At 64.1% G+C, this 21984-nt stretch carries 15 protein-coding genes; 4 read left to right on the top strand and 11 right to left on the bottom strand.

Features of this window, described 5'->3' with window-relative positions:
* Positions 1-48: 48 nt before the first annotated feature.
* The 3 genes from P6U24_RS19740 to P6U24_RS19730 form a co-directional block, all read right to left on the bottom strand.
* Positions 49-429 carry a response regulator transcription factor gene (locus P6U24_RS19740; protein WP_407154192.1) on the bottom strand — a complete coding sequence of 127 codons (381 nt, stop codon included), beginning with the start codon at positions 427-429 and terminating at the stop codon, positions 49-51.
* Positions 430-535: 106 nt separating this feature from the next.
* Entirely contained in the window at positions 536-1210 is a 675-nt protein-coding gene (locus P6U24_RS19735) for a response regulator transcription factor (RefSeq protein ID WP_407154191.1), read from the bottom strand.
* Positions 1173-3482: an ATP-binding protein gene (locus tag P6U24_RS19730; RefSeq protein WP_407154190.1), complete on the bottom strand. Its 2310-nt coding sequence runs from the start codon at positions 3480-3482 to the stop codon at positions 1173-1175. Before P6U24_RS19730 ends, P6U24_RS19735 begins: the two co-directional genes overlap by 38 nt.
* Before the next feature lie 55 nt (positions 3483-3537).
* Here P6U24_RS19730 and P6U24_RS19725 point away from each other — a divergent pair, with 55 nt between their 5' ends.
* Positions 3538-4392, top strand: coding sequence for a helix-turn-helix domain-containing protein (locus tag P6U24_RS19725; protein ID WP_407154189.1), 855 nt, complete (start codon positions 3538-3540; stop codon positions 4390-4392).
* Positions 4389-4598, top strand: coding sequence for a hypothetical protein (locus tag P6U24_RS19720; RefSeq protein ID WP_407154188.1), 210 nt, complete (start codon positions 4389-4391; stop codon positions 4596-4598). Before P6U24_RS19725 ends, P6U24_RS19720 begins: the two co-directional genes overlap by 4 nt.
* A 127-nt stretch (positions 4599-4725) precedes the next feature.
* On the opposite strand, the gene P6U24_RS19715 is transcribed toward P6U24_RS19720, so the two are convergent.
* From P6U24_RS19715 to P6U24_RS19700, 4 genes are all read right to left on the bottom strand, one after another.
* A complete protein-coding gene (locus P6U24_RS19715; protein ID WP_407154187.1) occupies positions 4726-5307 on the bottom strand; it encodes a DUF488 family protein in 582 nt (193 codons plus the stop codon).
* A 16-nt stretch (positions 5308-5323) separates the two neighbouring features.
* On the bottom strand, positions 5324-5539 hold the full coding sequence (locus P6U24_RS19710; RefSeq protein ID WP_407154186.1) for a DUF2945 domain-containing protein: 216 nt from the start codon (positions 5537-5539) through the stop codon (positions 5324-5326).
* A gap of 69 nt (positions 5540-5608) precedes the next feature.
* A complete protein-coding gene (locus P6U24_RS19705; RefSeq protein WP_407154185.1) occupies positions 5609-6973 on the bottom strand; it encodes a S41 family peptidase in 1365 nt (454 codons plus the stop codon).
* 432 nt (positions 6974-7405) lie between these two features.
* Positions 7406-7534: a hypothetical protein gene (locus tag P6U24_RS19700; RefSeq protein ID WP_407154184.1), complete on the bottom strand. Its 129-nt coding sequence runs from the start codon at positions 7532-7534 to the stop codon at positions 7406-7408.
* Positions 7535-7583: 49 nt separating this feature from the next.
* On the opposite strand from P6U24_RS19700, the gene P6U24_RS19695 reads away from it, so the two are divergent.
* Positions 7584-7907 (top strand): hypothetical protein, encoded by a 324-nt coding sequence (locus tag P6U24_RS19695; protein WP_407154183.1) that lies wholly within the window; start codon positions 7584-7586, stop codon positions 7905-7907.
* A 692-nt stretch (positions 7908-8599) separates the two neighbouring features.
* Positions 8600-9778, top strand: a complete 1179-nt coding sequence (locus P6U24_RS19690) for an ABC transporter substrate-binding protein (RefSeq protein ID WP_407160521.1) — start codon at positions 8600-8602, stop codon at positions 9776-9778.
* A 649-nt stretch (positions 9779-10427) separates the two neighbouring features.
* Here P6U24_RS19690 and P6U24_RS19685 read toward each other — a convergent pair.
* The 4 genes from P6U24_RS19685 to P6U24_RS19670 all read right to left on the bottom strand — a co-directional run bounded on the left by P6U24_RS19685 (position 10428) and on the right by P6U24_RS19670 (position 21776).
* Positions 10428-14222, bottom strand: coding sequence for a vitamin B12-dependent ribonucleotide reductase (locus tag P6U24_RS19685; protein WP_407154182.1), 3795 nt, complete (start codon positions 14220-14222; stop codon positions 10428-10430).
* A gap of 562 nt (positions 14223-14784) precedes the next feature.
* Positions 14785-17034, bottom strand: coding sequence for a CHASE3 domain-containing protein (locus tag P6U24_RS19680; protein WP_407154181.1), 2250 nt, complete (start codon positions 17032-17034; stop codon positions 14785-14787).
* Positions 17035-17081: 47 nt separating this feature from the next.
* The gene (locus tag P6U24_RS19675) at positions 17082-19352 is read right to left on the bottom strand and encodes a CHASE3 domain-containing protein (RefSeq protein WP_407154180.1); all 2271 of its coding nucleotides are present in this window, start codon (positions 19350-19352) and stop codon (positions 17082-17084) included.
* Positions 19353-19481: 129 nt separating this feature from the next.
* Positions 19482-21776 (bottom strand): CHASE3 domain-containing protein, encoded by a 2295-nt coding sequence (locus tag P6U24_RS19670; RefSeq protein WP_407154179.1) that lies wholly within the window; start codon positions 21774-21776, stop codon positions 19482-19484.
* Positions 21777-21984 lie beyond the last annotated feature (208 nt).

Here is a 21984-nt window from a genome sequence, read left to right as displayed (position 1 = left end):
CGATACGGAGAGAACGCGCTCCTCGAGCGGGTCAACGTCCGGGAGGGGCTATCGTTGCCCGTGAGCGGCAAGTGCGTCTTCGAGGCAGCGGATGATTTCGTCGCCCGTGGAGGGCTTGCCGAGATAGCAATGCGCGCCTGCGGCCATCACCCGCTGGCGCATAGACTCGCTCGGAAACGCCGTCATAAAGATGACTGGGAAACGACGGCCTGCAGCAACGAGCTGCGCCTGCAATTCATCACCGGTGATCACCGGCATCTGAATATCGGCGATCATGCAAGCCGGTTCGTCTTCCGGTTGCTGCTGCAGGAAGTCGACGCCGGACTCGTAAGTGTGCGCTTCGTAGCCGAGCGAGCGCACCAGGCTCGCAAGGGATTTACGAACGCCCTCGTCATCATCCACGATTGCAATTACGGGGGGATTGACCATCGGCGGATATCCTGACCGCCGTGCTTTTCGCAGGGAAGGGAGGATGTCTCCCGATACGCGGCCGGTAGCATCTTATGCACCCCGAAGGTCCCGCTCGAAACTATACTCAGGTTTGGCCGGTGGTCTTGCGGGACTGGGAGATTCCAAGCGCTTCGGCCTTGCGAACGAGATCGGCGAACGAGCGGACACCCATTTTGCGCATGACGTTGCCGCGGTGGATCTTGACCGTGATCTCGCTGAGCCCGATCAGGCCGGCCACCTGCTTGTTCATCAGCCCGGCTGTGACATGGCCCATCACCTCGCGCTCGCGCGCGGTCAATGTTTCGTATTGCGCGCGAATGTCGTCTTGCGCCGCGGCTTCAGCCCGGCTTTGCGCGTCGCGCGCGAGCGCCGCCGTGACCGCATCCAGCATGTCCTGGTCGCGAAACGGCTTGGAAAGAAAATCGACGGCACCGGCTTTCATGGCGCGCACCGACATTGGAATGTCTCCATGGCCCGTCATGAAGATGATCGGATACCTGATGCCATGTCGGGCCAGTTGCCCCTGGAGATCGAGCCCGCTCACGCCAGGAAGCCGGACGTCCAATACGATGCAGCCGGGAATGTCGGGCAGCGAGCCGCCGAGCAATTCGCCAGGCGAGCCGAACAGGCGCGTTTCGAGACCGACGGATCGAAACAGGCTGTCGAGCGACGCACGGAGTCCCGCGTCATCATCGACGATGATGACGACGGAACTTGCGGATTTAGCCGACGGATGCCCGTCGTCGATTGATCGTGTCATGGCGAGATGTGTTCTCGGGATGTGGCAGCGTGAGGCGGAATGTCGTACCGGAACCGGGCGCGCTCTCTGCCGACAAGTTGCCGCCGTGAGCTTCCACGGTCGTCCGGCAGATCGCAAGCCCCATGCCCATCCCGCCTGGCTTCGTCGTGAAGAACGGAGCAAACAGGCGCGGCAGGTCATCGGGCGCGATACCGGGTCCGGTGTCACGCACCGTGACGGAGAGGTCTCCGTCGGCAGTGGCGCCGGCGCGAAGTGTAATGATGCGAGGGCCACTCTGGCCCGACATCGCCTGGCTGGCATTGACCAGCAGATTGATGAGCACCTGCTGAAGCTGGATGCGGTCGCCTTGAATGGCCGGCAAATCGTGTTCAGTCTCGATGGTCAAAACGATGTTGTCCATCGCGAGCTCGCGGGCGACCAGGCGTGCCGCTTCCTCGATGATCTCACTCACTTGCAGCGTGTCGCGCTGTGGAGGCTTCTTTGTCAGGAAGGCACGGATGCGGGCGACGATCTCGCTTGCGCGGCGGCCTTCGGCTACGACGTGGCCGATTGCATTTGCCACTTCTTTCAGATCAGGGACGTCGCGCCGCAGCCACCGCAGGCCGGCTTCGCCACTGGTGACGATCGCCGCCAGGGGCTGATTCACCTCATGGGCGATCGAAGCGGTGAGCTCGCCAAGGGTGGCGACGCGCGCAGCGTGAGCGAGCTCTGCCTGTGCCGCGAGCAGCGCGTCCTGCGACTGCCTGCGCTCGGTGATATCGACGACGAAGGCGAGGACGTTGCGGTCCCCATCGGGCCCGGCGGGAAAGGTGATCGTAAATAGCACGGGGACCTTGTGCCCATCGAGGCTGATGAGTTCCGTCTCCCCTTCGTAGAACGGCTCTCCTTTCGCAAAGGCCGCCAATGCACCGACAAAGCTCCGGTCGGCCTCGCCCAGAAGTCTGTCGGCGCTCTCGATGAAGGTGCAAGGGCTGCTCGCTCCCACGATTCTTTGCAGGGCCGGATTGACGTCGGTGATCTTGGCAAGCTGCCGCGCGCGGCGGACGAAATCGGGATTTCGCACGAGATGGTCGCGAACATCCGCGACATCGGCGGTCAACGAGTTCAGCGCGGCTCGGACTTCGGTCCAGTCCTCTTCGACGATGCCGATCCGGCTTGCATCGAACATGCGGCGATACCGCCGCTCGCTCTCAACCAGCGCAGCGTGCGCCGCCATGCGGTCTGTAACGTCGGTATGAGTCTCGAGCACGCCGACCGGTTTGCCGAGGTGGTCGCGCTGCAGGGCCCATCGGGCATCCACGCTGAGCGCCATCCCGGCTTTCGTCCGCTGCTCGATCCTGCCCTCCCATCGGCCGGCGTCGAGCAGAACCGACTCGATCAGGTCTCGCTTTTCGGGATACACAGTCTGCAGCAGTTCATCGGCGAACCGTCCGACCGCGTCTTCCGCGGTCCACCCGTAGGTCTGCTCCGCGGCCTGGTTCCAGAAGGTGATCACGCCGCGGCGATCCCTCACGAAGATCATGTCATGCGACAGGTTGAGCAGGCGGGCCTGTGCCGCGAGCCGGTTTGTCGCGGCCTGGTTCTGCAGCGCGAGCAGTGTCGTGATGGTAATGGCTGCAAGGCTCACCAGCGCGCGCAGGGCGGGCGAAGCGACAGATCTCAAGTCGTGCGATAGGGAGTAGCCAAGCACGGTCAGAGTGACACATCCGGCAGCAGCGATGATGATGTCGTTGCGCCGGCTTGTCCTCGCCGCGAGCAGAATCGCAACGACATAAAGGACCGCGATGGCGCCCTCAAGCGGCGTGAGGACGTCGACAAGAAACACCGCGAAGGCAAGCACGGCGGACCAGAACCGCAAGCCGGCGCGGCTCATGGATGAACCTGTGGCTCGATCACTCGTCATCGTCACTGGCTGCTGTTCGTCCCATTCCGATCCGTAGATGCCGCGATTTGAGCGCCCCGACAACATCCATGCGAATTGTTTTTCGTGCGCTTTGGGAAGACACCTGCAGCGACCGGGGTCGTTCGAGCGCTGAAAAGCATTTTTCGGGGAAAACATGCCACTCAGCGATGCCCTGATTGCCCGGCTGTCCCGCCGGCGCGTCACCTTACCGCAGGCGGGCAAGCCGGTGATGCCATGGCTGGCGGGCCGGCGCGAGAGAGGTGCCGCGACATACTTGAGTATGACGCAGCCAACCCGAGAATTTAGCAGCGCAACCGCGCGTAGAATGGGGAGCACGCGGATCGGCGGATTACTTTGCTCCTGTTGCATCCGGACGAGCCAGCGAGGCTCTGCCGGACAGATAGCGGGACAAGGAGTTTCGACGATGTCGCTGGAGACGTCACACCAGAAAAGCGTCAGGGATCACATCGTTCGCCCGATCGATGGCAGTGGCATCGATCGCCGTCGGCTCAGGCTGTCGAAAATTCCCACCGGCTCTGGCGAGAACGGAGTAATGCTTGCGCTCATTCATCTGGATCTGGCGCTGGCCGTCGAGGTGCAACCAGCGAATGCCGAGACGTCTTCCGATGATGCGACCAGCTTCAGGGTTTCCGCCAAACGCCTCGCGGGTGCGTCGGCCGAAACTGACGATGCGTCCGCGGCGGGCGAATTCACGGACCCGGTGATGCGGCGCCTCTCCGACGCGCTGGCGATAACCGAAGCTGCGCACGATTTCCACTCGGCCATCCTGGCGGACGCGTTGCGCCTTGCCATCCTCACCCGCAGGTTCAGCCGGCACACGGCTGAGCGACGAACTGAAGCCGATGCGACCACCGTGGTTCGCGAGGACCATGCCGGTCGGGCGGTGCGGTCGTTGCAGAAATGGCGCCTCAACCGCGTCCTGCAATATGTCGACGATCATCTGAGCGCTAAGATCACGCTGCAGGATCTGGCCAGCGTTGCCGGGCTGAGCCGAATGCACTTCGCCGCGCAGTTCCGGGCAGCCATCGGCCTGCGACCCCATGACTACCTGCTGAAGCGGCGGATCGAGCGTGCGCAAGAGCTGCTCAAGCAATCCAATGTCTCGCTCGTCGATGTCGCCCTGACGGTGGGCTTCCAGACACAGGCGCATTTCACAACGGTGTTCAAGCGCTTCACGGGCGATACGCCCCATCAATGGAGGAGCGCCTATCTCGCGCGATGCATGGCGGGGCGGCGCGCCGGAGAGAGCCTGTCATGACCAGCTTTGGCATCCAGGCGTTGATACTGCCGTTGATCGGCTTCCACGCAGCGTCGATATATCACGAGCTCCTGGAGGCGCTCGAGCTCGCACGCGTTCTGGCGAACTCCTATCGCCTGGCCTCGTCAGGGCTGGGATCGGGCCTGATATACGGCCGCTTCATCTTCGACTTCTGCAAGACGGTTGCTGCGGGCGCCACGAGGTAGCCTGCAGCCTGCGTCGCGGGTAGGACGGGTGGGGGCCTGGTCCGCCGAGGTCCCGGAGAAGCCGAAGCGATACCTACTCATCAGAGCGGACAGCATCGCAGATGGGTATGGCTGCGCTCCAGCCATCCTACGACTTGCCTGAAGCCGGATAATGCAGTCTGTCGCCGGCACGCACGGCGCCAGGCGTCAGTGCCGCTGGCTGGACCTCGTCGGTGCCCATCAGGTGATACACGGTGCGGCCGGCATTGATCAGATAGTCGGCGACGATGCGGCGATGACATCGCCACCATACGGCCTCCGCACACATGATCGCTGCGCGCTGCGTGGCTGATACTTTCAGAAGACAGGCAAGGCCGCGATGAAACTCGTCCGACAGCGCGTAGTCCGCATAGTTATGGAAGCTCCGGTTGGTCCAGAAGCCGTTCGTATCAGGCGGAACCTCAGTTGCCTTGCGCAGGCCGCCAAGCTCGGCCATGCGCATGTAAGCGATCTGATGATGCGCCAGCGCGGCCGGCAGCACCTCGAAATTGTATTGCGGGTTGGCCCGCGAGCGCGGCATCCGCCTGATGTCGACGACGAGCTGAACTCGGCCTGCCCTCAGCAGCGCCACGAACTCGGCGATGGTGCGCGTGGAATGGCCGATGGTGAAGACGGGAAACGCGTCGCCTGTCTGCGCCTCGGTGGCCTCGGAAGGTGAACGCCGGATCATTCCGAAGAGCCGCGGCCTATTTGCCGCGCACCTTGGTCAAGGCGCTCTCCTTGTGGGCGGCGACGTGATCGCTCTTGTCGCTCTTGATCTCGTATTGCGGCGACTCCTTCGAGGCGTGATGGCGGTGACCCTTGTAGTCGAAGTCGCGCACATGCACCGCGACGATATGGCCGGTCACATGGCCCGCTTCCGAGTTCCACGAGACGTGGTCGCCTTTTGCAAATTTGGTCATGGGCTGCCTCGTTCAACACGCTTCGCCAAACCGCCCTACAGACTGTTTGCTCAACGACAACTGCGACAATCACTTCGCTCCGGGCTCGGCGGCCGACCGGTTCGTCGATCCCGGCTGTCGATCCGCATGCTCGTCCAGATAGGCGAGGGCAGCCTTCAGCTGCGCGTCGTCTGGCTTGCCGATCAGGTCCGCCTTGATCGGGGCCGAATAGGCGGCCTTGACCTGCGTTGCGGCCTGCGTCGCGCCTGTGCCGGGCGACGGGTTGAGCGGTCCAGGATTCTTGAACGCGCCTTGTAGCGCGGCTTCGCGCATCAGCGCTCCGCCGCTGATCTGCTGCTCCTTGGGCGCTTCCACGACCACATTGGGCGCGATGCCTTCATCCTGAATGGAGCGGCCCGAGGGGGTGTAGTAGAGGGCGGTGGTGAGCCGCACCGCGCCATGTCCTTTCAGCGGGACAATGGTCTGCACGGAGCCCTTGCCGAAGCTCTGCGTTCCCATGATGGTGGCGCGGTGCCGATCCTGCAGGGCGCCGGCGACGATCTCCGAGGCCGACGCGGAGGCGCCATTGATTAAGACCAGGACGGGGACGCCGGGCAGCATGTCGCCATGCGCGGGCGCGGTGAAGCTCCGCTGATCCTCCGCCTGCCGGCCCCGAATGCTCACCACCGATCCGCCGTCGAGCAGATCGCCGGCGACGTCGACGGCGGCGGTCAGGAGCCCGCCCGGATCGTCGCGCAGATCGATCACGAGGCCCTTCACGCCGCCTTCGGCGTTGCGCTTGAAATCCGTGATCGCCTTCTTGAAGGCGTCAGCCGTATCGCCGCCGAACTGGGTGATCCTGACATAGCCGACGCCGCCGGGCTTGAGCTCCGATTTGACCGATGCGACCTTGATGATCTCGCGAGTCAGCGTGACATCGAACGGATCCTGCTTGCCGCGCAGGATGGTGATGGTCACCTTGGTGCCGGGATCGCCGCGCAACTGGTCGACCACCTTCTGCAGACTCACCCCCAGCGTGCTCGTGTGGTCGACCATGACGATCGCGTCGCCCGGTTCGAGGTTCGCGCGCGCGGCCGGGGTTCCATCGATCGGCGCGATGATCTTGACCACGCCCTCCTGCTCGGAAACCTGCATGCCGAGGCCCCCGAACTTCCCGGCGGTGTCGGCCTGGGAATCCTTGAACTCCTGTTCGTCCATGTAATCCGAGTGCGGGTCGAGCCGATTGAGCATCCCCTTGAGCGCGTCCTTGACCAGCTCGTCCGAGCCGATGGGATGGACGTAATCCTGGCGAACGAGCTGGATCACGCCGGCGAGCACGGCAAGATCCTGAGCGGCGAGCCCGGTATCCTGAACGGCCACGGCGGCGACAAGAGGCGCTGCGAGCGCGCTTGCGCCCACGATGAGACCGGCAATCGCCAATCGGGCTCTGATCATAACCGTGCACTCCTCCGCCTTGACGCATCTCGCCGTCCTGCAGGAACGGCCGAATGGGAGGTTTGTTTCAGCCGGGAACCCGGCCGGATGCGCAAAATTGCGTTAGGGGCCGGCAGTTGGTGAGCGGCAGCCTAGATGATTACGGCGCGTTAAGCCAAGCCATAACCTGCAGTCGCGCTGTGTCGGCGGACTGTGCCTCGCGCCTCATCTGATCAGCTTGTCGTCGTCAGCATGAGAGCCGATCCAGAAGCACAAATAGCCGTCGTCGACCTCGACGGCGAGAGCGCGATAGCGGAGCCCGACCCACGCTGAGCAATAACGTCCGACTTTCTTGAACTGTAGGGAAGGATGGCGTGGGTCACTCTTCAAGAGTGCGAAACTGGAAGAGTGCGAAACTGGCGTCGCAAATTTCGGACGGCGAGTGGGAGCGCCTCATAGGCGGTCCAGAACTTCGGCGATGCGAAGTGCCTCACAGCTCGCGCGAGCGGCCTGTGCGATGCGCCGCGAGGGCTCTTCAGCCAGCGCATCGAGCCTGCCGGAGTGGGCGTCGCGCTCGATCATGGAAGAAGGCTCGCCGGTATAGGCAATTCCTTGTCTCGAACGGACTCCGGTGCATGCGGCTTCGATTCCCTTCGATCGCAAAGCAACCTTCGGCGGCCGCGAGCCTGCTTCATTCACGCCTTGCGGACGAACTCAGACTTCAGGTTCAACTGCCCGATGCCCTCAGGTTCAACTGCCCGATGCCCTCGAGGCAACCAGCATCGACGAAGCGCTCGAGGTTCTGGAGCCCGCCGAAATCGAACTGACCTTTCTCGACCTGTTGATGCCGGGCACGACGGGGCTCTCCGGCTTGGTCCGCATCCGCAAAGCCTTTCCAAGGAGTCCGATCGTGGTCGTCGAGCCGAGGCACTCACTCAGCGTGGGGCCGACCTGAAGAGGGTCGCCGACGCCTGGGAGCCGCTCTACAAGACGCTCAGCGAGGATCAGAAGAGAAGGATGGCATTCGTTACGGTCGTCGGCTTCCGCGGAATACGAGACACGATCGCACACCATATGGAATCGGAAGACGACGAAGACTGAGTTTGAAGTTGAACGAGCTGCCGCCGTCGCGGAGTTGCTGTTCGATCCGCGCAGCGGTGTCATTTTCCAAGTGCTCGCGTTGAATGCCGGCGGATGGCTGAGGTTGCCCGAGCGCTTTCAGCCGTCCAGGACGTGTCGCGAGTGCGCCGTCGGGGTCGACGTCGGCGCGGACGGCCAGATCGGCCATCACGTCAACGTCGAGCTCGTCGCTGGAGTGGCGCGCGACGGTGCCGGTCGGAAGCCGCGTTACGGCCCAGGGAGTAGTTCGCGATCTGACGCAGATGGCGATCGAAATAACTACCACCGACATCCGTTCCAGCTTGGCTCGGTTGCTTCCGCATTGTTGCGACGATCATGGGAACTGCTGCACCTGGGTCGCCGTCCCAGCCATGCCGTCTGAGGCACGGCGCGGGAGCAAAAGCCGATGCCCTGCTTTGCAGCGATGCCCTTCCCCTGTACGATCGCGTCAACACGATCGGCAGTCAGCCGTCGCTACAGCAAGGGAGGAGTTTGATGCGTCGCAACGTTATCGCCGCGCTTGCGCTCATGTTGTGGGGAGCAGGGCTGACCGCCACCGCGCTCGCCGAGCAACCAGTGAAGCTCGGTGTCCTCAACGACCAGACGGGACTGTACGCGGACCTGACCGGCATGGGCTCGGTCCACGCCGCGCGCATGGCGGTTGAGGATTACGGCGGTAGGGCACTGGGCCGACCGATCGAAGTCGTCTTCGCCGACCACCAGAACAAGCCCGACATCGGTGCGAACATCGCGCGGCAATGGATCGAGACCGAGGGCGTCAACGTTATCCTCGACATTCCCAATTCCGCCGTTGGGCTCGCCGTGCGCGAGGTAACGCGTACGCACGATGCCGTCGACATCAACACCGGCGCCGCCACCTCGGATCTCTCGGGAAAGTTTTGTTCGCCGCACGGCGTGCACTGGAGCTTCGACACCTACGGTCTGGCGGCGACGATCGGGCAGGCGCTTGTGAAGCAAGGCGGGGATACCTGGTTTTTCATCACTGCCGATTACGCATTCGGGCATGCGCTCGAACGCGACACCTCGGCGTTCGTCACGGCCGCCGGAGGCAAGGTGGTGGGGGCCGTGCGGCACCCGCTCAATACCGCCGACTTCTCGTCCTATCTGCTGCAGGCGCAGGCCTCCAAGGCCAAGATCGTCGCTCTCTCGAACGCCGGCGGCGACACCATCAACGCGATCAAACAGGCCGCGGAGTTCGGCCTGACCCGCGGCAGCACGCAACGCGTCGCGGCGCTCCTGCTGCAGTTTCCAGATACCCACGCGCTTGGCCTTGAGGCGGCGCAGGGCCTGACCGCCGCCGAGACTTTCTTTTGGGACCTCGACGAGGTGACCCGCGCCTGGACCAAACGCTTCCTCGCCCGCAACGGCGGGAAGCCGCCAAGCATGATCCATGCGGGGACCTACGGCGCGACATTGCACTACCTCAAGGCGGTGGACGCAGCAGGCACGACCGACGCCACCAAGGTCGTCGCCAAGATGAAGGAACTCCCGATCGATGACTTCTACACCAAGGGCACGGTGCGTGAGGACGGGCGTGTGATGCGGCCCTATTATCTGCAGCAGGTGAAGAAGCCCTCGGAAAGCAGATATCCCTTCGATTATCTCAAGCTGCTCGCGACGGTGCCGGCCGAGGAAGCGGCGCGTCCCCTGAGCAAGAGCGAGTGTCCGATGGTCAAGCACGGCTGAGTGGGGCGCGGCGACATAGGAGGCCGCGGTCGGAACTCGCTCTCACCATTTGTTATCCGCGGTGAGGCGGCAGGCGGTCATCGCCAACCGTTGCACGACGGTCAGCGTCCTGCGCGAAAAGCGCGCGATTGTACTGGATCGACCTGCCGATTCCGGTCCGGCGTGCGGCCATGGAGTAGGGCGCGTTAGCGAAGCGTAACGCGCCTGCCGCGTTCGGATGGCGGATCACGCTGTGCTAGTCCGCCCCTACTTGTTGGTTACCGACCTAGCAAGCGGTCACCTGCCGATGCTCTCACAGCCGCACGTCGTAATCGACGTAATCGGCAAAGCCGTGGCTGCCGTAGCTGCCTCATAGGCGATCCTCGATATCCAGGTAGACGGTACTGTGATCGATCTGTTGCAGCAACTTCCGCTTCCCGCTTAGGCCATCCAGGATGCCGGATCATTGAGGTAAAGTGGACAAAGGTCCAATCAATCAACATTCGTCTCGCTGAGAGGGCCCAAATGAAAAGCCCCACCAATCGCTGGCGGGGCTTTCTGTGTTTCAGGCTAGGGGACCTACTTTGCCCCCATTAGCTAGGAACAACTTATAGGAACCAACTTTGCCGACCACCGCTGCAGCAGCAGCAGCGGCGATATAGCTGCGCCCTCACGAACACCCCGTCGTGCTTCCGCACGTGTCGCACTTCATGCAGGTGCCGTTGCGCACCAGGGTGAAGTTGCCGCACTCCGAGCACATCTCGCCTTCGTAGCCTTTGGCTTTCGCCTCGGCGCGGCGCTCGGCCTTGGTGGCCGTCGCGGCAGTGCCGGGCTTGCTCCACTGCAGGGCCTCTAACTTCTCCGTGGGGGAGAGATCGTGCTGGGCTTCCTGCTTCAGGGCAACGGCGCCTTCGATGGTGTCGCCGGTCCTAGAAGAGGAGAGAGCCTTGACCTTGGACCCCCCTCCCTGACCCTCCCCCGCGAGGGGGGAGGGGACGGAGCCGCCAGCGTGTGTGGCCGACCCAGATCCAGCACCGTGCGAGCCGCCGCGCATGACGACGAGATTGTCGGTGCGCGAGCGGGTTAGGCCGCGCGACAGGTATTTCGTCGCCTGATTGCCGCCGCCGTCCTCGTCCGCCATCTTGCCCTCGTCGACGCCGCGGCCGAGCGCATCGAAATTGCTCTCGCTAGGGTCCACGTGGGCGAGGTCGAAGCGGCTGAGATAGCTGACCGCGAGCTCGCGGAACACGTAGTCCAGGATCGAGGTCGCGTATTTGATGGAGTCGTTGCCCTGCACCGGGCCCGCGGGCTCGAAGCGGGTGAAGGTGAAGGCGTCGACATACTCCTCCAGCGGGACGCCGTACTGCAGGCCCAGCGACACCGCGATGGCGAAGTTGTTGATGAAGGAGCGCAGCGCCGCGCCCTCCTTGTGCATGTCGATGAAGATCTCACCGAGCCGGCCGTCGTCATATTCGCCGGTGCGCAGGTAGACCTTGTGGCCGCCGACCACCGCCTTCTGGGTGTAACCCTTGCGGCGATCCGGCATCTTCTCGCGCTCGCGCATCACGACGATGCGCTCGACCAGCTTCTCGACGATCTTCTCCGAGACCTGGGCGGCACGCGCCGCCATCGGCTTCTCGTAGAGCGCCTCGATTGCATCGTCCTCGTCCTCATCATCGCTGATGAGCTGCGAGTTCAACGGCTGCGACAGTTTAGAGCCGTCCCGATAGAGCGCGTTGGCCTTCAGCGCGAGCTTCCAGGAGAGCAGATACGCCGACTTGCAGTCCTCGACCGTGGCGTCGTTCGGCATGTTGATGGTCTTGCTGATCGCGCCCGAGATGAAGGGCTGTGCCGCCGCCATCATGCGGATGTGGCTCTCGACCGAGAGATAGCGCTTGCCGATCTTGCCGCAGGGATTGGCGCAGTCGAACACCGCATAATGCTCGGCCTTCAGGTGCGGAGCACCCTCGACGGTCATCGCGCCGCAGATGTGCACGTTGGCCGCCTCGATCTCGCGCTTGGTGAAGCCGATCGTCGTCAGCAGATCGAACGTCGGCGACGCCAGGGTCTCGGCCGGCACGCCGAGCTGGGCGCGAATGAAGTCCTCACCCAAGGTCCATTTGTTGAAGACGAACTTGATGTCGAAGGCGGTCGGCAGCGCCTTCTCGACCTTGGCGATAGCCTCATCCGTGAAGCCCTTGGCCTTCAAGGTGGAGGCGTTGATCCCGGGCGCGTTCGACAGCGAGCCGTGACCGACTGCATAGGCCTCGATCTCGGCGATGTCGCTCTCGCGATAGCCGAGCGCACGCAGCGCCTCGGGCACGGCGCGGTTGATGATCTTGAAGTAGCCGCCGCCGGCCAGCTTCTTGAACTTCACCAGCGCAAAATCAGGCTCGATGCCGGTGGTGTCGCAATCCATCACAAGGCCGATGGTGCCGGTCGGCGCCACGACGGTGACCTGCGCGTTGCGATAGCCGTTTGTCTCGCCGAGCCCGAGGGCATCGTCCCAGGCCTTGACGGCATGGGCGATGATCGAGGCCTGGGGGCAGGAGGCATGGTCGAGCGGCACCGGGTTGACCGACAGCGCCTCATAGCCGGTGGCGTGGCCATGCGCGGCGCGGCGATGGTTGCGGATCACCCGCAGCATGTGCGCGGCGTTCTTCTTGTAGCCCGGGAAGGTGCCGAGCTCGCCGGCCATCTCCGCCGAGGTCTTGTAGGCGATGCCGGTCATGATCGCCGAGAGCGCACCGCACAGCGCGCGGCCTTCCTTGCTGTCGTAAGGCAGGCCCATGGTCATCAGGAGGCCGCCGATATTGGCGTAGCCGAGGCCGAGGGTGCGGAATTCGTAAGAAAGCTCCGCGATCGCCTTGGACGGGAATTGCGCCATCAAGACCGAGATCTCGAGCACCAGGGTCCAGAGCCGGCAGAGATGCTCATAGGCTTCGACATCGAAGCTCTTGGTCGTGGTGTTGTAGAAGGTGAGCAGATTGGCCGAGGCGAGATTGCACGCCGTGTCGTCCAGGAACATGTATTCCGAGCACGGATTGGACGCGCGGATGTCGCCGGACGCCTTGCAGGTGTGCCAGTCGTTCATCGTGGTGTTGAAGTGCAGGCCGGGATCAGCGCTGGCCCAGGCGGCGTAGCCGATCTTCTCCCAGAGATCCCTGGCCTTCAGCGTCTTGGTGACCTTCTTGGTGGTGCGGCCGACGAGATTCCAGTCGCCGTCGGTCTCGACCGCGCGCAGGAAGTCATCCTTCAGCGATACCGAGTTGTTGGAATTCTGCCCCGATACGGTGAGGTAGGCCTCGGAATCCCAATCGGTGTCGTAGACCGGGAAGTCGATATCCTTGTAGCCTTGCTTGGCGAACTGGATCACCCGCTTGATGTAGTTGTCGGGCACCAGCGCGCGGCGCGCCAGCTTGATCTCGCGCCGCAGGGCAGGGTTCTTCTCGGGATCGAAGCAGTCGTCGCCCGAGCCCTCGCAATTGACGCACGCCTTCAGCACCGCCTTGAGGTGCTTCTGGTTGATCTTGGAGCCGGTAACGAGGGCGGCGACCTTCTGCTCCTCCTTCACCTTCCAGTCGATATAGGCCTCGATGTCCGGATGGTCGGCGTCGACCACCACCATCTTGGCCGCACGGCGCGTGGTGCCGCCCGACTTGATGGCGCCGGCCGCGCGGTCACCGATCTTGAGGAAGCTCATCAGGCCGGACGAGCGGCCGCCGCCGGACAGCTTCTCGCCTTCGCCGCGCAGGCTGGAGAAGTTGGAGCCGGTGCCGGAGCCGTATTTGAACAGGCGCGCCTCGCGCACCCAGAGGTCCATGATGCCGCCGTCATTGACGAGGTCGTCCTCGACGCCCTGAATGAAGCAGGCATGCGGCTGCGGATGCTCGTAGGACGATTTGGATTTGGTCAGCTTGCCGGTCTTGTAGTCGACGTAATAATGGCCCTGGCCGGGGCCGTCGATGCCATAGGCCCAGTGCAGTCCGGTGTTGAACCATTGCGGCGAGTTCGGCGCCACCATCTGCTTGGCGAGCATGAAGCGCAGTTCGTCATAGAACGCCTGGGCGTCGGTCTCGTCGGTGAAGTAGCCGCCCTTCCAGCCCCAATAGGTCCAGCAGCCGGCGAGGCGATCGAACACCTGCTTGGCGGAACGCTCGCTGCCATAGCGCTCAGCTTCCGGCAGCGCACCCAGCGCCTCGATGTCCGGCACCGAGCGCCACAGGAACGAGGGCACGCTCTCTTCCTCGACCTTCTTCAGGCGCGCGGCGACCCCCGCTTTGCGGAAATATTTCTGCGCCAGCACGTCGGAGGCGACCTGCGACCAGAACTCCGGCACCTCGACATTCTCGAGCCGGAACACCACCGAGCCATCGGGATTGCGGATCTCCGAGGTGGTCAGGCGGAAATCGATCCCCGCATAGGGGGACTGGCCTTCAGTGGTGTTGCGCCGTTCAATCCGCATCGGTGGTAACCCCAATTTCTTGCCGGACTGCGCCCCCGCAGTCTCGGATAGTTTCATTTGCTGCGTGCAAGGCCCGTCGCCGGACCAGTGTCGCAACTGTTCAAACCGGTCAGCCCGGCCCGTCTCTCTTCAACGCCCCAACTGTGCCGCCCGAGCCTTTTTGCTGGCCCTTGTCGGCGTGTCCCGGACGGCCCGAAACAGGGCAGACACGCCCTTCACCCGAAAGCCTCCTCGGCCGGCGGAGTGGTCGTTTCGAACCCTTCTGGGAATGCCCGGTGGGATAACAAACTCACCCGTCCAAGCCGGGTCGAAAGCTAGGCCGACTCCGTCGCACCCGTCAAGAACTAGTGCGAGTTCCTGAATCAAACACTAAATATGGTGGAAAAGGCGGGAAAACAGGGCGCTGCCGCGGTTGTGATCGGGCCTAAGTATCGGTGAATCCGACCGGATTCGAAACGCGAAAAATTTGTCAGAACGGCTGTCCCCAGCCCTTCGTCCCGCTCTCCACAGGGCAGCTATTTGGTGGCGCAAATCGCCCCCTTGGGGCTTGCATGTGGTCGACTCAGGCGACGGGCTCGACCTGCAGGGCTTCGCGCACCATCCGCGCCAGTTCGGAGCGCCGATAGGGCTTGGACAGGAGCAGGGCGCCGTGGTCGAGCTGGCCGTGCTCGATCATCGCGTTATCGGTATAGCCTGACGTGTAGAGCACGCGGGCCTGCGGCCGCAGCCGCTTCACCTCGTCGGCGAGCTCCTTGCCGGTCATGCCGCCGGGCATGATGACGTCAGTGAACAGGAGGTCGACGCGCTCGCCGGCCTTCACCGCTGCCAGAGCCTCCGCGCCGTTCGACACCGCCATCGCGGTGTAGCCGAGCCCGTGGAGCTGGCCGACCACGAATTGCCGCACCAGCGTGTCGTCCTCCACCACCAGAACATTCTCGTTACCCAGCGGGACCGGCGCCTCCGGCACGGCATCTGCCTCGATGCTCGCCTTGGCCGGCGGCAGATAGAGCCGGACCGTGGTGCCGCGGCCTTCCTCGCTGTAGATCTTGACGTGACCGCCGGACTGCTTGGCAAAGCCATAGACCATGGACAGCCCGAGACCCGAGCCCTTGCCGGCCTCCTTGGTGGTGAAGAACGGCTCGAAGGCGCGATCGCGCACCTCGGCCGGCATGCCGGTGCCGGTGTCGCTTACAGCCACCATGATGTAGGGGCCCGGCGTGACGCCGGCATTGGCCGCGGCATAGGCCTCGTCCAGCACCGCCTTGTGCGTCTCGAGCAGGAGCTTGCCACCATTGGGCATCGCGTCCCGGGCGTTGATCGCAAGATTGACCAACGAGTTGGCGAGCTGCGCCGAGTCGACATGGGCGATCAGCGTTTCTTCCTCGATGATCGAATTGATCTCGATCTGCTCGCCGAGCGTCGGGCGCAGCAGCTTGGCGATGTCGAGCACGGTCGAGTTGACGTCGATGTCGCGGGGCCGCAGTGGCTGCTTGCGCGCGAAGGCGAGCAGATGGCGGATCAGCTCGGTGCAGCGGTCGGCCGCCCGGCCGATCAGGGCCGCGAGCTCGGCCGTGGCGGGCCGGTCCTTGATCTGCTCGACCAGCGCTTCGATAGACCCGGTGATGATGGTGAGCATGTTGTTGAAGTCGTGCGCGACGCCGCCGGTAAGCTTGCCGATGGCGTCGAGCTTCTGTGCCTGCTGCAACAGCCGCTCGGTCTCATGCGCGTTGGTGATGTCGTGATAGACCATCGCCGCGCCGCCAATGCGGCCGTCGGGATTGCGCAGCGGCCGGCCGCTGACCATGAGCCGGACCTGAGGCCGGCCGTCGGTCGGCTTCACCACCACTTCCTTGCGGTCGAATTCCTCGCCGCGCAGCGTGCGCGCGATCGGCAGTGCCGCATCGGCAATCGGCGTGATGCCGTCACTCTCGTAGAATTGGTTTGCCGCCTTCATCTCGTTGAAGGTCTTGCCCGGCCGCATTCCCAGAAACTGCGCCACCGCTTCGTTCGCGATCACGATCTTGCCATCGGGCTCGACCACCAGCACGCCTTCGGCCATGCTGTTGAACGTATTCTCCAGGATCTCGGAGGAATGCCGCAGATTCTCGTACGCTGCGATCAGATGATCCTGCTGCTCCAGCGCGCGGGCTTCGAGCGAGCTCGTCTCGGCCTTGGAGCGGCTCAGCGACGAGCGCAGCGCGCGATTGGAGAGATAAGTGCTGCGGATCAGATAGGCCGCGAGTAGAAGAATGAGCATCACGCCGGCGAGATCGGCAGCCAGCAGCAGCGTGCCGGTCGTTCGCGATGTCGCCGTGCGCGCGGCCAGCTGCCGCTTCTCCTCCGCGACGAAGTCGTCGAGACGTTGCGAGATCACCGCCATGGCCGCGCGGCCTTCGGCCCGGGCATTGAGCGCGTCGATCCCGGCCTGGTCGGATATGGTATGGAGCCGGATCAGCTCGCCCGAGATCGCGATCCGGCGCTGGATCAGCTCGTCGATACTGCGCAGCCGCTCGACCTGGGCGGGGCTGTCGCTGACCTCCGCCTGAAGCGCGGCAAACGCCGCCGGGATCCGCGCGCTGGCGGCGCGAAAGTCGTCGATGAAGGTCGGCGCGCCGGTCAGCGCATAGCCGCGCCCGGCAGCCTCCGCCTGGCGAAGCTCGACACGCAACTCCGAGGTGTCCTGCAGCACCTTCAGCGTATGATTGACCCGCTCGACATCGTGCCGCGACTTGATGTCGAGCGCGGTGGACGCAACCCCAATGCCCAGCAGCATGCCAAGGCCGATGCCTGCTGCGACACCTCGCCGGATCATCGTGCCGCCTCTGCTGTCGGCATCGCCATGTGCAGTCTCCGTCGCAATCACACCTGGGGCGCGGTCATGGGAGCGCCGGCCGGCGCGTCGAGCGCCGCGCGGATCATCTGCGCGAGCTCGGAGCGGCGATAGGGCTTGGCGAGCAGCTGGGCGCCCTGGTCGATCCGGCCATGCGCGGCCATGGCATTGTCGGTATAGCCGGAGGTGTAGAGCACCCGCATTCCCGGCCGCAGCCGGCGCACCTCATCGGCGAGCTCTTTGCCAGTCATGCCGCCGGGCATGATGACGTCGGTGAACAAGAGATCGAACGCGCGGCCGGAGGTCACGATGGCGAGCGCCGCAGCGCCAGTCGTCACGGCGATCGTGCTGTAGCCAAGGCTGCGCAGCTGGGCGAGCACGAAGTCGTGCACCAGCGGATCGTCCTCGACCACCAGAATGGTTTCCGTGCCATATGGCATCGGTCCATGCGTGACGGGCGCGATCTGCGCGTCGGTCCGGGAAGGCGGCAGGTAGAGGCGGATGGTGGTGCCGTGGCCTTCCTCGCTGTAGATCTTGACGTGCCCGCCGGACTGCTTGGTGAAGCCATAGACCATGGAGAGGCCGAGGCCAGCGCCCTTGCCGGCCTCCTTGGTGGTGAAGAACGGCTCGAAGGCACGGTCGCGCACCTCCGCCGGCATGCCCGAGCCGGTATCGCTGACCGCGACCATGATGTAGCCGCCGGGCGCCACGCCGGGATTGGCCGCGACATATGTCTCGTCGAGCACCGCCAGGCTGGTTTCGAGCAGAAGCTTGCCGCCATCAGGCATTGCGTCGCGGGCGTTGATCGCGAGGTTGACCAGAGAATTGGCGAGCTGCGCGGAATCGACATGCGCGATCAATGTGTCATCGTCGAGGAGCGTGTGGATCTCGATCTGCTCGCCGAGCGTCGGGCGGAGCAGCTTGGCGATATCGAGCACGGTCGAGTTGACGTCGATGTCGTGCGGCCGCAGCGGCTGCTTGCGGGCGAAAGCAAGCAAATGGCGGATCAACTCGGTACAGCGGTCGGCCGCCCGGCCGATCAGGGCGGCGAGGGCGGCGGCCGCGGGCCGGTCCTGGATATCCTCGATCAGGGTCTCGATCGAGCCGGTGATGATGGTCAGCATGTTGTTGAAGTCGTGCGCGACACCGCCGGTGAGCTTGCCGATCGCATCCAGCTTCTGCGCCTGCTGCAACAGCCGTTCGGTGTCCAGCGCGTCGGTGACATCGTGATAGACGAGGGCTGCGCCGGTGATCTTGCCATCCCGATTGCGCAGCGGCCGGCCGCTGACAGTCAGGCTGAAACTTTCGCGGCGATCGTTACGTCGGACGATGACCTCGCGTCCGTCGAATTGCAGGCCACGCAAGGCGCGCGCCGTCGGCAGTTCGAACTCCGGAATCGGGGTGATGCCGTCCTGCTCGAAGAAGCGGTTCTGGCTCTTGATGTCGGCCAGCGTGGTCGCCGGCTTCAGCTGGAAGATCCGCACCGCCGCCGGATTGGAAAGCACGATGGCGCCCGTCTGGTCGATCACCAGCACGCCTTCCGCCATGGTATTGAAGGTGTTGTTCAGGATCGCGGCTGAGTGGCGCGCCTGCTCATGCGCCAGGATGAGACTTTGGTTCTGCTCGATCGCCTGCGCCTCCAGCGAGCTTGCCTCGGCTTTAGAGCGGCCGAGCAACGAACGCAGCGCGCGGTCGGCGAGATAAGCGCGACGGATCAGATAGGCTGCGATCATCAACAACAGCGCGAGCCCGGTCAGGTCGACCGCGAGCAGCAATGAGCCATTCGCCTGCGAAGCGGCTGTGCGCAGATCGAGCAGCCGCTTCTCCTCAGCGGCGAACGCGTCGAGCCGTTCCGCGATCTCGGCCTGTGACGCTCGGCCTTCGGCCCTGGCGTGAAGCGCTGCGAGCCCGGCATCGTCGGACGCGGCGGAGAGACGAACCAGTTCGCTCGATACCGCGATCCTGCGTGCGATGAGGTCCGAGATCGAGTTGAGCCGTGCAAGCTGCAGCGGATTGTCCTGCACGGCCCGCTTCAGATCAGCGATCGCCGCCGGGATGTTCTTGCGGGCGTCATCGAACTCGGCAGAGAAATCCTGCGAGCGGGTCAGCGCGAAGCCGCGGGAGGCGCTTTCCACCTGCCGAAGCCGCAGCCGCAGATCGGACGTCTTTTGCAGCACAAGCAGCGTATGCTCGACCAGGGCGGCATCGTGACGGGACCTGATGTCCAGCGCCGTCGCGGCCGCGCCAATGGCCAGCAGAATGCCAAGCCCAAGTCCGATCGTCCAACGTTGTCGGATCATTGCTTCTCAGTCTCGGTCGTCCTCTGAAACGCATGACGCTGTCCGAAAACGCATGTTGAAAATGCACGCTACCAAGCGCATGCCGCGGGTTGGAGCATCCGCGGCCTGATGGGGTGTGTACAAATTTGCCTATCCGCGATCTGTCTGCGCCGACAGCTCTCCGCTCGCGACCAATACCGCCTTGTCGGAAGCACTGAGCGCCGCGCGAACCATCTGTGCAAGTTCTGACCGCCGGTAGGGTTTCGTCAGGAGCATCGCGCCTTGGTTGAGGCGGCCATGCTCAATTAGCGCATTGTCAGTATAACCGGAAGTGTATAGGACCTTCGTTCCCGGCCGGCGGCGGCGGACTTCGTCGGCAAGCTCCTGGCCGTTCATGCCGCCGGGCATAATGACGTCGGTAAACAGCAGATCGAAGACCTCGCCGGCCTCCATTCTGCTGAGCGCTTCGGCTGCGGTCGAGGCGGGGAGCGTCTTGTAGCCGAGCGCTTGGAGCTGCACGACGACGAAATCACGCACCAGCCTGTCGTCCTCCACCACCAGAATGGTCTCGCCGCCACGCGGCAATGACGTATCGGGTACGGATGCCGCGAGGTCAGCGCTCTTTGCAGGCGGCAAATAGAGGCGAACGGTGGTGCCCCGGCCTTCTTCGCTGTAGAGTTTCACATGGCCACCGGACTGCTTGGCGAAGCCATACACCATGCTCAGGCCGAGGCCTGAGCCGTCGCCGGCCGCCTTGGTGGTGAAGAAAGGCTCGAACGCCCGGTCCTGGACCTCCTGCGGCATGCCGATGCCGGTGTCGCTGACAGCGATCATGATGTAGGGACCCGGCCTGACGTCGGGATTGGCCTTCGCATAGCTGTCGTCCAGCGTGACCAGGCGGGTCTCGAACAGCAGCTTGCCGCCGTTGGGCATCGCGTCACGAGCGTTGATGGCCATGTTGACGAGCGAATTGGCCAGCTGCGCGGAGTCGATGTGCGCGAACATGGCCTCCTGTTCGAGAATCGAATTGATCTCGATCTGCTCGCCGAGCGTCGGACGCAGCAGTTTGGCAATATCCAATACCGTGCTGTTGACGTCGCTATCGCGCGGATGCAGCGGCTGTTTCCGCGCGAAGGCAAGCAGATGGCGGATCAGTTCGGTGCAGCGGTCGGCCGCCTGGCCGATCAGCGCGGCGGTTGCGGCGGCCGCCGGGCGGTCGCGCAGCTCATCGATCAGCGCCTCGATCGCGCCGGTGATGATCGTCAGCATATTGTTGAAATCATGCGCGACGCCGCCGGTGAGCTTGCCGATGGCGTCGAGCTTCTGCGCCTGGCGCAGCAGCCGCTCGGTCTCGTGGGGCCCGGTAATGTCGTGATAGACCATCGCCGCACCGGTGATGTCACCGGCGGCGTTGCGCAAGGGACGGCCGCTGACCATGAGGCGAATGCCTTCGCGGCTATCTCCCAGGTGAACCACAACCTCGTGACGGTCGAAAGCTTCGCCGCGGAGCACGCGCGGCGTAGGCAGCTCATTGACCGGGATCGGCGTGACGCCGTCACGCTCGAAAAAGCGCCGCTCCGCCCGGATATCGGCGAGTCGTCGGCCCGGACGGTAGCCGAGCAGTCGCTCGACGGCCGGATTGGAGAACACCACCGCGTCGGTGGAGTCGATGACCAGCACGCCTTCGGCCATGCCGTTGAAGGTGTTCTGCAGCACCTCTGCCGAATGACGAAGCTGCTCGTGGGCCGCCGCAAGGCTCGCATCCTGCTCCTGCGCCTTGGCGGCCAGCGAGCTCGCAGCCGCCCTTGTACGGATCAGCGAGGCATGTAGCGCGCGCTGCGCCAGATAAGAGCGACGGATCAAGAAGCCGGCAATGAGGAGAACCAGCGCGACGCCAGCCAGATCGATCGCAAGCAGCAGCGAGCCGGTCGTTCGCGAGGTAGCCGAGCGTAACGCCAGCAGACGCTTTTCCTCAGCTGTGAAGCGGTCAAGATTGGCAAGGATGGTCGCCATGGTGGCGCGACCTTCCCCGCGGTCCCTCAGCGCCTCGATGTTAGCAATGTCCCCGGCGGCATGGAGCCGGGCGAACTCCCTGCTGATCTCGAGCCTGCGGCTGATCAGTGGTTCGGTGTTGCGCAGCAGGTCACCCTGGAAGGGATTGTCCTCGACGGCGTGAGACAGGTCGGCGATGGCCGACGGAATCTTACCGGCGGTCTCCTCGAACTCGGCGCGCAGGCTTTCGGACTTCGTCAGCGAGAAACCGCGCGCCGTGCTCTCGGCGGTGCGAAGCAGCAGCCGCAGGTCGGAGGTCTTCTGCAGCACTCCGAGCGAATGATCGACCCAGGCCGAATCGCGCCGCGACTTGATGTCGAGCCCGACCGATGCCGCGCCGATCATCAGCAACATTCCAAGACCCAATCCAAGAGCGATGCGCTGTCGGATCATCGGCACGTCTCGGGCGTGGTTTGCGCCGGACACCGCGCAGGGCTCCCGCCGGCCGCTCGGCGTCGGGCCGGTCCGAACGTCCGATGCGGTGGACATAGGGCGCGCCGCACGCCATGCCGGTGCGGCGTACCGGAGATCGGTGCAATCTGTAAAGGCGGTGGCAGGACAGACATCCGGAAAATTGACGATTGGTCGAGATATCACGGCT

It is taken from the genome of Bradyrhizobium sp. STM 3557 (assembly GCF_045571465.1).
Taxonomy (GTDB): domain Bacteria; phylum Pseudomonadota; class Alphaproteobacteria; order Rhizobiales; family Xanthobacteraceae; genus Bradyrhizobium.
The sequence above is the reverse complement of the archived record's forward strand: the minus strand, read 5'-3'. Positions and strand labels throughout refer to the sequence as shown.